Source organism: Clostridium sp. DFI.5.61 (assembly GCF_024462915.1).
Classification (GTDB): domain Bacteria; phylum Bacillota; class Clostridia; order Oscillospirales; family Oscillospiraceae; genus Lawsonibacter; species Lawsonibacter asaccharolyticus.
This window is the reverse complement of record NZ_JANGBZ010000012.1, coordinates 47,834-60,542: the sequence shown is the minus strand read 5'-3', so window position 1 is coordinate 60,542 and position 12,709 is coordinate 47,834. Positions and strand designations below refer to the sequence as shown.

Genomic DNA, 12,709 nt, shown 5'->3' with positions numbered 1-12,709 from the left:
TGGAAAACAGGAGTGGCTCGCTCACACCGCGCCACTCCGTTTAAACCTTCGTATCATCCTGCCCAAGGTGCCTTTTGTCCTGTCCGTACACTTGCTCCCCGATTCAAACACTCTCTTCCCATCCGTATATCAATTGTTCTTGATCTAGAATCTGCTCGTAGGCTTTCGCAAATAGGAAATCCATATTGGCATAAATAGACCGCATGGTCTCTTTATACAGCTTCCGCAGACACCTGGGATTTCCTTTTCCTTCTGGTATTTTAGCCTCCAGACACATTCTTCGGATGCTGTCGGAAATCTGTGTCCTCCGCATCGGTTTTTTCTGTCTGGTCAGGAACAGGGGGCCTGTTGTGATCCCACTCCGCTTTGCATAGGACAAGAGCTCCTGACACAGGCACTTTGGGAGACGGATGATCTCTCTCCCGCCGCCTCTGTTTATCACCAGTTTTCCCTCTTCTGCGGCCTCCACTGTCAGCTTGGATGCCTGCTGCACCGGAAGATCAACATTAGCAAATACCTTTATCAAAAAATAGACCCGCTCGTTCTTCAACGCCTTTGCCGTCTGCAGCATACGCAAATATTCGTTGCGCGTCAGCTCCGGCAGCACCTCGTCCGCATCCACCATCAGGGTCTTGATCTGAAATTCCCTGTGCCCCAGGAAATCCGCCAGGGTATTTCCCACAGAGAGGAATCGGTTTATCGTGCGGACCGCATACGATTCCTTTTGAAGGTTCTCGCTCCATTGCCTCAGTGTATCCCGGTCCATCACTTTCTCTTCCGGCAGCCACTGATACAGCATCTCCACAGCCTGTCTGTAGCTTTTAATGGAGCCCTGATCCATTCCCTTATTTTTCATGTATGCCTCGAAGCTGTCAATGAGCTCTGGTGTCAGTTTGACTGCATCATTTTGCGGCATCAAAGTGCCTTCCGCCATATTCCCCGGATATTGTATCTGATGATCCATATCGTCCCACCCAGTTTTTCCTCTTTTATAAATGCCTGTCCGACAGCCTGCACTTTCTTCTGCCGAAAAATAATTTCCCAGGCAGTCTGAACATCGACCGCCTTGAACAGTGCCCGCCGTCCCCTGCGTCAGTGCCAAAACTGACCAGCATCTTTTCTATCACGCTGTCCATGCATCGAAATTCTTCGCGATCAAATTTTACTGATGTTCTGCGGACCCACTGCGGAAAAAGGGCATCAGCCCAACGCATCACTTTTCTCCTGAACTTCTATCCCGCTTTCAGGCAGTCCTTCCGCCCCCTTATGTCAGCGCTGAGACTGCATCCTCCCCGCGGTCAAGCCGGTACAATCCGCTCCCATCCTCTGATACCAGGTAGGTATCCAGGATCTGGTGATCCTCTCTTCCGTAAGCATTGATACAGTAGCAGGGCATCCCGTCCACCATCACGATCCCCTCCTCCGGGAACAACAGATAGGAACTCATATCACTGCCGCTCAGTCCCAGCCTCTCCGGAGGCATCTCTTCCAGAAAGTGCACCGCCTCCTCAACTGTAAGGGACTCTGCCTCCTCTTCCGCCCCTTCCAGCAGAACAGGCGTGATAGAACAGGACTGTGTCTGCCATCTGATCTCCAGGGCAAAGATTCCGTCCCCTTCTGCACACTTTGTTCCTACCGTCACCTCCCCCCTCTCCGCCTGAAAGTCAGGCTCCTCCTTTGGGGCGTCTCTGCTGCCCAGAATGGAGCAGTCATAATTGTCCTCCAACATCTGCACATATTCTGCCGCGACCTGGTTTCCGGACTCGAGCCCAGAGTATTCATAGGTCGGCTGTCCCTGGGCCTCATCTGTGTCCTGGTCCCCGCCGGCCTGTGTATTCTCCTGCACCGAACAGGTCATTTCGCTGCCCAGGGCCACCAGCTTGGTCAACGCGGGCAGTGCATCTGATCCGATCCCATAATTGTCGGGCGGCTCGGCTCCTCCGCCGCATCCCGTCAGGGTCAGGCACAGCGTCAGTACGCCTCCCGCCAGATTTCTCCAGCTTCCTTGTTCCATCCGATCACTCATATTGGATCTCCACTCTATCCCCATCATTCAGCCGCTGCTGAAAGGTGCAGTCCGCACCGTTCACTGTAAGCCGCACCGGCCGCTCTGCATGTTTGAAGTCGATTCCGGACCGCTCCAGCAGGTCCATCAAATAGTAGGGCGTACCATCCGCCTTCCCTGGAAGGGGGAGCGGTCTGCCATTAAGTTCGATCTGTATTGGCGCCCCAGCTGCCTTCTCCTTCTCCGGCCCCTTTTCAGATACCTGCACGGTTTCCAGGCTGTCGCCCGTGCTGAGAGGAGTGTCCGGTGTCAGCAGTTTTCCCTGGCACGCCAGTCCTCCCACTCCCAGCTGTCGGCTCAGCTGACCCGCGTTCAGTTCCTGATCCTTTCCCGCCTTGGCCGGCTCGAACTGGATCACATCTCCCGCATGGACTATCTGGGAGGGCTTTGCCTCCACTCCATTGATCGCAAGCCTCGCCGGGAGGGCAGGTTCTCCATAAAATACAGTCCGTTTCCCATCCAGGTAGAGCATCAGGCTCTTTCCGCTCCGGCCCAGCAGGTCGCTGTGGGTAAAGCCATTCATCATCAGAAGCTCCAGCACTGTCACCCTCCCGCTCCGGAACAACTTTGCCGGCTTCCCGTTGAGCACGACCCGATAGCTGTCGCTGATCAGTCCCAATCCTGCTGAGACCGCGATGCCCAAAGGTGTGGTATATTCCGGATCGTCCAGGTCCTGGATATCGGAGCAGGCGCTGTTCTGGAAGTACCGTCCGGCCACAGCTACCCGTTTTCGGTCCATCTGCAGCGCATCTGCTACCCGTCCGCTCAGTCCTGCCAGTTTGCTGCCCCCGCCAGCCAGAAACAGCGCGGAAGGCGGTCTCTCATTCAATTCCAGGACCCGGCGGGCGATCTCATCGGCCAGCCGCTGGACCTCCGGCTCTATCATAGAAAAAATTTCCTCGTCCGAACAGCTCTGCTCCACACCTACCACGTCTTCAAAGGAAATGGGTGCCCCCTTCCCCAGCTGCATCTTGATCCGCTCCGCAGTGTGGTAGTCCACAAGGCACGCCCGCATCAGCGCCTCTGTGATCTCATCCCCGGCCACCGTAGCCATTGTGTAGCCCACAACGCCTCCATCCCGGCACAGAGCGATATCCGTGGTCCCGGCTCCAATATCCACCAGCGCCAGATTCAGCAGGCGGATGTCCTCCGGGATGGCTGCGTTCAGGGCCGCAATCGGCTCCAGGGTCAGGCTCGCCACCTCGAGTCCCGCCTCCACCATCACTGCGTACAGGCTGTCCACCACTTCGCTGGGCAGAAAGGTAGCCACCACGGCCGCCTCCAGCACCTGCCCTGTGTGTCCTTCCAAGCTGGTCATGGGGTAATGGTCAAGCCGAAGCTGTGTAACAGTGTACCCCACCAGAAACATCCTCTGCTCCTGCTCCTTATCCTGAAGGGTGCGTTCCGCCGCTGCCACCGCCTCCAGCTCCAGTTGGCTGATCCGCTCTCCCTTCACGATCTCCGGAGCGGAGAGCTCCAGACAGTACTCTCCCCGCTCCGTTCTCAGGGCTCGGCCGGCCGCAGCCACACAAGCCCGCTCCAGCTTTCTCCCGCTTCGCTCCTCCAGGCTCTTCGTCACCTCGGAGACTACCTTTGCCACCTGCCGGATATCTTCGATCTGTCCATCCAGCATGGTACGTCTCTCATGCGGCCGCCTCTCCACTTCGAGGACCCGCATTTTATCCTGCTCCTGCCGGGCCAACAGCCCGATCACGCTTCTGGTCCCAATGTCCAGTGCATAGATCAGATCCTGTTCCTGGTCCGAGTGTCTGCTGGTCTCTTCCATGGAATTACCCCCTTACGAAAGCGGGAAGGCCATCTTAAAATTTCTTTTAAGACAACCTCCCCACCCCGCCTGTTTATCTATCTGCCGGATATTCTTTTTCAGGTCCTGGCTGTGCCCCTTTTTTCTTTTCGCACAGCTCCCGGCACTCAGTATTTGCTGAACCGGTTCTCTCCCTGGGACAGCTCCAGCCCACCGACCGGAATGGCGGGCTCACACTGGCCGACAGCGGGCTCCTCAGTTCTGGCACTCCCTTCCTTCAGCCGGAAGCGCTGAATCATCTGCTTCATGACGACCGCCTGGGAGGAGAGCTCCTCACTCGCGGCCGCAGACTCCTCGCTGGTGGCGGAGTTGGTCTGGACCACAGCAGAGATCTGATCCACGCCCGTGGTCAGCTGAGCGATCGACTCGGACTGGGCAATGGAATTCTCCGCCAGCTGATCCAGATAGTCAATGGCAGTACCGGAATATTCCACAGTCTCCTCCATGCTCTTTACCACATCTTCCACCAGAGCGTTGCTCCGCTCCACATGAGCAATGGCATTTTCGATCTGCTTCTTTGTCTGCTTGGCCGCCTGGTCCGACTTGGAAGCCAGATTCCGCACCTCATCCGCCACTACGGCAAAGCCCTTTCCGGCAGAGCCGGCCCGTGCGGCTTCCACCGCCGCATTCAGCGCCAGAATATTGGTCTGGAAGGCAATGTTTTCAATGGTCTCAATGATCTTTCCAATGTCTGTCTGGCTCTTCAGCACGTCGCTCATGGCCTGGCGCATCTCCTGCATCTTCTGATTGCAGGCCTGGGTCTTTTCGCCGGACTGGTCCGCCTTTTCCTTGGCAACTCTGGCAGTCTCCGCATTCTCCTGTGCTTTCTGGTCCAGATCAGAAATGGTAGCGGAGAGCTCCTGGACTGCGCTGGCCTGCTCGGTAGCGCCCTGCGCCAGCGCCTGGGCCCCATTGGACACCTGTTCGGAACCGGCAGACACCTGCTCCGCACTGACACCGATCTGAGACAGGGTATCGCTCAGGTTTCCATTGATGACCCTGACAGACTTGAGAACGGACTGGAGTACGCCAACATACATGTCCACGTTTTTGGAATGTACGTCAAAATTCCCGTTGGCCATCTCTTCCAACAGATAGCACTCATCCGCAATGACTTCTTTTAAAACATGCTGGCTGGTACGCAGGGCCTCACACATATCGCCCAATTCGTTCTTGCTTTTGAATGTGACCGGGATATCCATGTTGCCCTCGCTAAAGCCCACCAGGGCGTTGCGGACCTCCTCTGTGGGGCCGGTCACATTCCGGATCAGCGCAAACGCCAGGACCAGAACACCGATGGTAGCAGCCACCATAGCGGCAATAATCGCAAAGAAAGTTCCCTTCACGCTGTTCTCGATTCTGGTCCGCTCCTCGGCCATGCTCTTTTCCAAAAAAGTATCCAGTTCAGTGGCCGCATCCCCCATCTCTGTCTGAAGCGGGGTATCCTCATTGTAAATGATCTCTTTTGCCTGCTCCAGATAGAGCTCATTCCCGGTGCTGCGATACTGCTGGTAAAGGCCCATGACCTTTTCCGCAACCGCTCTCCACTCGCTGTTAATGCTGTCATACTTTTCCAGCAGCGACTGGTCCTCGATCTGACTGGGCCATGTCTCATACAGGCTTTTGGTATAGGTCTGCATCGCCTCCAGAGCCGCTTCCGCCTGCGCGATCAGGCTTTCGTTGGCACTGCTTTCGGGGACCAGAAGCGCATCACGGTAGTTCCGGCCCGCCGTAATGGCATTGACCCGCGCATTCAGGATGGCCATATTGGTCTCCACATCTTCATTCATAAGCATCTCATACTGGCCCCTTTGATTGTTCATCATCATGAGGGAGGCAATAATGAGCGCTACAGAAATCACAATAGTGATCCCATATCCCAGGATCAGACTTTTTTTGACCTTCATATTTTTCAGCATGGCAACTACTTCCTTTATCTATTTTATATTTATCTCGATCAGTTCTGCGATACTCTGCTCTTTCTACATCACATCTCCATACCTTCCATTTCTCACATCTCCAAAGATCCTCCCGTCCACCAGAGTGATCACACGCTTTCGCATGAGATTTACAAAGTTTTTGGCGTGCGTGGCCATGATTACCGTTGTACCCAGGCGGTTAAGCTCTCCGATCAAGTGAAACAGATCCCATATAGTGTCCTCGTCCAGACTTGCGGTAAGTTCGTCCAGCACCAGCACGGATGGGCTGTTGATGATGGCCCGGGCCAGCTCCACCCGGCGGCACTCTCCCAGTGATAGTTCCACCGGATACCGTTTCTCCACATCCTTCAGTCCGACCATACACAGCGCCTTCCGAATGCGCTCTTCCATCGGCACCTTTCTCCGCCCCCGCCCTATCATGGATGCCATGGCCAGATTCTCTTCAATGGTCCGCTTTCTCATCAGCTGGGAGATCTGCGGCACATAGCCGATGCAGCCCGCCTTTCTGGGATGCCCGAATCTGCGCTGCTGCCCTATGGGCACATTGTCCAGATAAACCGCTCCGGCAGTGGGAGTGATCTCCCCCGCGATCAGGTTCAGCAGAGTGCTTTTCCCTGCGCCGCTGCTGCCGGTAACAAAGACAAATTCCTGCTGTTCAATGGTAAGGTCGATCTCTCTCACCGCGGGAACCGCTTTCTTTTCCTGCTGATAATATTTACTCACCTGTTCCAAGCGGATCTGTGGCATACTACGCTCCTTTTCGCCCCTTTTTCTCTATACATCAGGGCCCGGATTTGCTATAATCAAATAAAGAGGAGTGGTTTTTTTGTCCCGTCGATCAAAGTCTCATTTCAGGCGCAGGCTGGTCCTCTGGGGCCTGCTGGCCCTGTTGTGCATCGGTCTGACCGAGCTGGCGGTCTGCGCCTATGCCGACCCAGCCCTCTTTCAGAGGATCACAGCCCCTGCCTCCCGGCTCTTTCAAACCGTCCGCACCGCCGGTGCCGGACTTTTGGACCAGCTCACACCGGAAGAGGCCCCTGTCAGCCAGCTTGCCGGTGATCCTGCCATTTCGGAGGCACCGCCGATGGAGGACGCCAACATTACAGAGTTCGCCGTCCGGGCCGATAGGGAGATCCTGACCGGCGGCACAGTGGCGCTGACTTATTACAATCAGGGTGAGGAGCCTTGGGCGAGCCGGCCTTTTGGACCAGATCCGATCTCCGGCTATGGGTGCGGTCCCACCGCCCTGTCTATGCTGGTCTCCTCTCTGACCGATCAGGACATCGACCCGGAGGAAATGGCAGCGTGGGCCTATGAGCACGGCTACTGTGCGCCCGGAAGCGGCTCTTATCTCTCCATCGTAGAGGGGGTCTCCCAGGCATATGGGCTCAGTGCTGAGTCCGTCCCGGACCTCTCCCCTGGCGAACTGCGTCAGGATCTCTCCTCCGGGCACATCTTTGTAGCTCTGATGGGGAGCGGCCACTTTACCAGCTCCGGGCACTTTATTCTCCTGCGCGGGGTCACGCTGGATGGGAAAATCCTGGTGGCTGATCCAAACAGCCGGGAGCGCAGCCTGGCCGCGTGGGACCCGGAAGTGATCCTTGCGGAGCTATCCCAAAGCCGCTCTTCCGGTGCGCCGCTCTGGCGCTTCTCCACCCTAAAATGACATCAAGCTCCCTCTGCCGGCAAGATGCCGGCAGAGGGCTTTTTTCCACCAAACAGCGGCCTGACTCAGCTTTGGTAAAAAGACTCTCTCCCCGCCAGCCGCCTGCTCAGAGCCTTGTCCGCCTGAAGCGTCCGCTCTAACAGCGCGCGGTTCCGTTCCACCTGGAGGGACAGGGCCTCTCCCTCCACTCCCGCCGGTTTTTTCCCGGACAGGATCTGGCGCAGCAGATCGCCCTCTTCCTTGGGCAGTCCGCCACATTGCTTTTTCAGCAGTTCCTTCTGATCTCTAAGCTGGTTGATCTGCTCCTGACGCATGCTCAAAAACAGCCGCACCGATACCTGATCCTGGCGGTCTACCGCATCCAGCAGCTCCCGGGTGATATCCTGCACCTCGGACAGGGCCCGATACATTGCCCGTTCTGCCGCCAAGGCTGCGTCAAGCTCCTGTTTGCTCAGCATCTTCTGTCTCTCCTTCAGCGGTCCGTCTGACTTTTATCCGCCTGTCGGAAGCTGTCCCTCAGTTCCGCCGCCATTCCTTTGACCCGGGAAAGCTCCTTCTGGTTCCTTCCATTTTTGACCCGGCTGAGCTCATAACAGAAATATTCATACAGGCGGTCCAGGTTCTGGCTGATCGGATACTGGCGGTCCAGCGTGTCATCCAAGTACCGGATGATCTTTACACTTCTGTCTACTGCCGCTTCAAAAGCAGGATAATGCTCCCGCTCCAGTTCGAGCTCTGCCTGGGTCAGCCGCTTCACCAGCTCGTCAAAGAGCAGGAGCAGGAGCTCTCCCTGGGTCATGGTGCTTAACGAGTCCTCCCGGTAGCGTTGGTATCCTCTCATATCCATAGGTGTTGGAATCCTTTCTCTCCTATCCGGCTCAATAGCCTCCCATTAAACCGGAAAGTGTGGAGCTCTGGGAGTTCATCTGCTGGATCAGGACCTCCAACTGAGTGAACTTGTTGGTATAATAGTCCACTTTGTTGGACATCTTATCCTGCCATTTTTCGATCTGTTCATCGATCTCTTTCATCTGATTCAAAAGTGTATTGTCCAGTGCCGCTGTGGGAGAGTACTGCGATCCCGCCTTTTCGATCAGGATGCCCTTTACATCTCCAGTCGTGGCAGCATAGCGGTCCGTCACCTTCTGAATCATCGTCATGAGACCATCTGTGGCCGCTCCGTTGTCCTTGCTCTTGGTGAAGGCATCCCGCACCTGGTCCGGGTTGGTCTCCAGAGCCTCCCGCAGCGCAGTCTCATCCAGGCTGATGGTGGTCAGTCCGTCCTCATAGCTGGTCTTGATCCCGATGGAGCGCAGGAAGGAGCCATCTGCACCGCCTGGCGCAACAGCGCTGCGCAGTGCGTTATACAGAGAGGACAGGTCCCGGTCCATAAAGAGGATCCCGGTCTTGGCCTTTTCCTCATAGGCCTTGATCTCACTCTCCGTCATCCCCTCTTTGTCCTTGTCGGTCAGGGGCTTGTACTTGGAGCCGTCGGACTGTTCCAGCGGCATGTCAGAGTACGCCTTCTTCACCTCGGAGACAATGGCGTTGTAATCTTCCACCATGGATTTGATCGCATCCACAATGGTGTCCGCATTCGTCTTGCTGGTAAAGGTAACGCCCTCACCGTCTGTTTTGAAGAGGTCCTCCGGCTTTTTATTCTTCAGCTCCTCGCTGGTAATGGGGTCCTTTCCCACACCATCTGCGGCATTAAACGTTCCGCTGAAGGTGATATTCATTCCATCCGCCTCAAAGGTGTTGGAACTGCGTGTGAATGTCATGGTCTCACCGTTGATGGTGGCCTGGAATATGGCGTCCTGTCCTTTCACATACTCGGGAGCATTCTCATTTACTGCACCGCCGAACAGGGCGGCCGCCAGATCCGTTGCGTTTCCCTGTCCATCCACAGTCCCATATTCGATCTTACCGCCCTCGCCCGTCTCTTTGGCTGTAAAGACGAACTGGTTGGTGAGTTTGGAATAGCTGACGTTGACCCCCGCCTCTGTATTGCTGTTGATGCCGTTGATCACAGTTTCCAGCGCGGTGTCCTTGGTATAGGTCCCAATCTCGACCCCGTTGATTTTCATGGAATAGAGCTTGTTTCCCTCGCTGTCGATCCGGTTGCCATCCTGATCCACCAGATTTCCCGCTGTGTCATAATATTTCCCATCCTTTTCGATGGGCTTGTTTCCGCCGTCCAGTCCCTCGCCTCTCAGGGCAGTCAGCCCCTTCATATCCTCTCCCAGCAGATCGCCCAGCGTCCGGCTGGTATCCAGATAAGAGGTCAGGCCATTCTCCCCCAGGCCCAGCAGCTCGTTGACCGAGGAATTGACGGACAGGGTGTTTCCATTGGCCACCTGGAACGTGAGGGCGTTGTTCGCATCTGTCGTTCCCACGGTGATCTTTCCGGCGCCAAAGGCGTCCGCAATGGACTTATTCAGAGCATCTACAAAGTTCTGTAAATAGTCGCCTGTCTCCTCTACCTCGCCCACTTTGATCTGCTTGGTCTGCCCGTTAAGGGTGATGGTAAGGGGCTTGTCCCGGAGATACTCTGTTGTGGATACGCGTTCGGTCACGGCTTTGTCAGTATCCAGCCGGATGCTGCTTGATTTGCCGCTGATGGTATCCTCCAGCTCCATCACCATGTCCTTGAAGTCCCCGGAAGCTCCGCTGATATAGATGCTGTTCCCGGCACCGGATTTGTCGCTGAACCCGATCCCATGAGGTCCCACTTCTACCCCGATCACCTCAGAGGCAGAGACCACATTTCCACTGGAAGTGGTGATTTTCTGGTCGGCCAGCTTTTTCTCTACCGCTTCCTTAAACTTATCCAAGTCCAGCTTTCCGTCTTTTCCGGAAAAATCCTCCAGCTCCCCGAAGTCCAGAGTGATGTTCTGATTTCCATAAGTCAGCGTGAGCGATCCGCTCATGGTGCTGACCTGTATCTCCTTCCCCAGATCGATCTCCTCACCCGCTACGGTGATCTGACCGTCCTTCGCACTCGCGCCCAGAGAGTTGTTGACCGTATAGCGGGCGGCGGTGGCAAGCTGGGCCACCGCATTGAGCACCACATTGCTGCTGGTCTTTCCAGAGGCAGTCACCAGATTGGAAAACGTCCCATTTGGGGTGGTCACCACCGCATTGTTGAAAAAGCTGGAACTGAGCAGGTTTGTGCTGGAGGTATAAGAGGCATATTTCCGTGCGAATTCCACCAGTTTGTTGGAAATGCTCTGGTACGCCTGCTGCTGCCACTGGAGCACCGTGCGGTTCTGCTCCAGTCCCGAAATTTTCTGCTGGTAGCCCTGGACCATTCCCTCGATCATGGATTCCGTGTCCAGTCCGCTGGCCAGTCCGGAGATGATGTTGGAATTTCTGTTTCCATAAATGCTTCCGCTGGAGGTGCTGCCAGTCAAGCTTCCGATCGATGCCATGTTTCCTTCACTCCTTTGACACGGCTGTCCCCCCAGGACAGCACTGTAATAGATTGACAATCCAGTTTATTTTGAGTAAAATCAATTTGCACATCGTTTTTACTCCTTACTACCTCGCTTTTTATATCGTCCGGAATCGTCAAAAATTAAGAGCTGATACCGCATTTTCTTGCGGCGCCCTTATGCCAGACTGCGCACAGGCTTTTCCGGAACTGACGAAAGGAGAAGTAAAGGGGTATGTCACCAACTATTATCTCGATCACCAATCAGAAAGGCGGCGTCGGAAAGACAACAACTGCCTGCGCCCTTCTGTCCTCCCTGCATAACCGCGGGGCCAAGGTCCTGGGCGTGGATCTGGACCCGCAGGGGAGTCTGAGCTTCAGCCTCGGTCTTGATATTGAGCACTGCGTCACGATCTACGATGTATTCCGCGGGACCGCTTCCCCTGAACAGGCCGTCTCCCCTACAGATACCTGCGATCTTCTTCCAGCCAATATTCTTCTCTCCGCAGCCGAACTGGAATTTCAGAAGCCGGGGCGGGAATTTCTGCTGAAAACCGCCCTGTCAAAGCTCCAGGACCGATATGATTTCATCATCATCGACACTCCTCCCGCCCTTAATATTCTGACCGTCAACGCCTATGTCGCCACTGACGGCCTGATCATTCCCATGGCGCCGGAGGTACTCAGCCTGCTGGGCGTCTCCCAGATCAAAGAGACCATTGACAGTGTGCGGGAGTATTATAATTCCCGCCTGCGGGTCATGGGCATTCTGCTCACTCGTTTTAATCCCCGGCTGAATCTCAATCGGGAAATGCTGGAGCTCTCCCAGCAGATGGCGGAACAGCTGGATACCAGAGTATTCCAGACTAAGATCCGTAACAGCGTCTCGGTGGCGGCGGCCCCGGCTCACGGGATCAGCATCGTAGATTACTCTCCCCACTCCAAGCCCTCCCAGGATTATGAGTGTCTGTGTGATGAGCTGGCCGGCGCCGCCTTTCCCCGCAGGACCCATCAGGATGGGCCCGGGAGGGATGTGTGATGGCGGGCAAAAACAGCCGAAGCAGCAAAACGGCCCATGTGCTGAATCTTCTTTCCGGCGGCACGCCGGAGGTAAAGCCGGACGCGGTGCCGCCCCCCAGGGAAGCACCTCCCCCCGCCCCTTTGGAGCCTGCCCCCCCTGCTTCAGACATGTCCGTGCCGGAGGCTCCGTCCTCTGCTGCGCGCCGTCTCTCCCCGCCCATTTTGGAGGTGGCCCGCAGCAACAATGCTGCGCTGTCAGAGAGCATCCACACTGCGCTGGAATCCGCACTTCAGGAGGAGCTGGCCTCCTCGGAGCAGACTGCCGCCCCCTCTCCGGTCCCTCCTGCATCTCCCGCTTCCGCAGCGGAGGGAGAGGCTTCTCCCCAGGTTTTGGACACTCCGCCCCCCACTCCTTCTGCTCCCGCTCCCTCTCCTTCCGTGCCGGAGCAGGCATCCACAGAGCTGTCAGACGGCGCAGAGCTCTTCAATGTGATGCAGCTCTTGGTGGCGGAAAAGCTGGAACGTTATGTAAAGCTGTTTGGTCTTTGCAGCTGTCCCCGCTGTCTGGCGGACGCCGAGGCACTGGCTCTCACCCGGCTCCCGGCCCAATATGCCGTGTTTCCGCCAGATCTGCTCCCCACCAAGCTCAGTGTGTACCGGGCCCGGTATGACAGCGAGATCACCAGGCAGATCATCTGGGCCTGCAAATCTGTGATGGACTCCCCCCGGCATATCCTGCCCGCCGGCTCTCGCTGACAGA

Annotated in this window: 11 protein-coding genes; 3 read left to right on the top strand and 8 right to left on the bottom strand. The window is 56.2% G+C overall.

What is annotated here, in order from left to right; all coding sequences use genetic code 11:
• Window positions 1–103: 103 nt before the first annotated feature.
• The 5 genes from NE584_RS08240 to NE584_RS08220 form a co-directional block, all read right to left on the bottom strand.
• Window positions 104–916, bottom strand: coding sequence for a site-specific integrase (locus NE584_RS08240; protein ID WP_256182586.1), 813 nt, complete (start codon window positions 914–916; stop codon window positions 104–106).
• Window positions 917–1,264: 348 nt separating this feature from the next.
• Window positions 1,265–2,026 (bottom strand): hypothetical protein, encoded by a 762-nt coding sequence (locus NE584_RS08235; RefSeq protein ID WP_050625214.1) that lies wholly within the window; start codon window positions 2,024–2,026, stop codon window positions 1,265–1,267.
• Window positions 2,019–3,851, bottom strand: coding sequence for a cell division FtsA domain-containing protein (locus NE584_RS08230; protein WP_256182585.1), 1,833 nt, complete (start codon window positions 3,849–3,851; stop codon window positions 2,019–2,021). The genes NE584_RS08235 and NE584_RS08230 overlap by 8 nt, the downstream gene beginning before the upstream one ends.
• Window positions 3,852–3,997: 146 nt before the next feature.
• A complete protein-coding gene (locus tag NE584_RS08225; RefSeq protein ID WP_256182584.1) occupies window positions 3,998–5,809 on the bottom strand; it encodes a methyl-accepting chemotaxis protein in 1,812 nt (603 codons plus the stop codon).
• 63 nt (window positions 5,810–5,872) lie between these two features.
• On the bottom strand, window positions 5,873–6,577 hold the full coding sequence (locus tag NE584_RS08220) for a cell division ATP-binding protein FtsE (RefSeq protein WP_050625216.1): 705 nt from the start codon (window positions 6,575–6,577) through the stop codon (window positions 5,873–5,875).
• 79 nt (window positions 6,578–6,656) lie between these two features.
• Between NE584_RS08220 and NE584_RS08215 the strand changes: the two genes are divergently transcribed.
• Entirely contained in the window at window positions 6,657–7,496 is an 840-nt protein-coding gene (locus NE584_RS08215; RefSeq protein ID WP_256182583.1) for a C39 family peptidase, read from the top strand.
• A 65-nt stretch (window positions 7,497–7,561) separates the two neighbouring features.
• Here the strand turns inward: NE584_RS08215 and NE584_RS08210 are convergent, their stop codons facing one another.
• The 3 genes from NE584_RS08210 to fliD are packed head-to-tail and all read right to left on the bottom strand — an operon-like array spanning window position 7,562 to window position 10,927.
• Entirely contained in the window at window positions 7,562–7,954 is a 393-nt protein-coding gene (locus tag NE584_RS08210; RefSeq protein WP_050625217.1) for a hypothetical protein, read from the bottom strand.
• Window positions 7,955–7,968: 14 nt separating this feature from the next.
• The gene (gene fliS, locus NE584_RS08205) at window positions 7,969–8,343 is read right to left on the bottom strand and encodes a flagellar export chaperone FliS (RefSeq protein WP_050625218.1); all 375 of its coding nucleotides are present in this window, start codon (window positions 8,341–8,343) and stop codon (window positions 7,969–7,971) included.
• A 31-nt stretch (window positions 8,344–8,374) separates the two neighbouring features.
• Entirely contained in the window at window positions 8,375–10,927 is a 2,553-nt protein-coding gene (fliD, locus tag NE584_RS08200; RefSeq protein WP_256182582.1) for a flagellar filament capping protein FliD, read from the bottom strand.
• 237 nt (window positions 10,928–11,164) lie between these two features.
• Between fliD and NE584_RS08195 the strand changes: the two genes are divergently transcribed.
• Complete coding sequence (locus NE584_RS08195) at window positions 11,165–11,968, top strand: ParA family protein (protein ID WP_108979509.1); 804 nt, start codon at window positions 11,165–11,167, stop codon at window positions 11,966–11,968.
• Window positions 11,968–12,705 (top strand): late competence development ComFB family protein, encoded by a 738-nt coding sequence (locus NE584_RS08190; protein WP_256182581.1) that lies wholly within the window; start codon window positions 11,968–11,970, stop codon window positions 12,703–12,705. Before NE584_RS08195 ends, NE584_RS08190 begins: the two co-directional genes overlap by 1 nt.
• Window positions 12,706–12,709 lie beyond the last annotated feature (4 nt).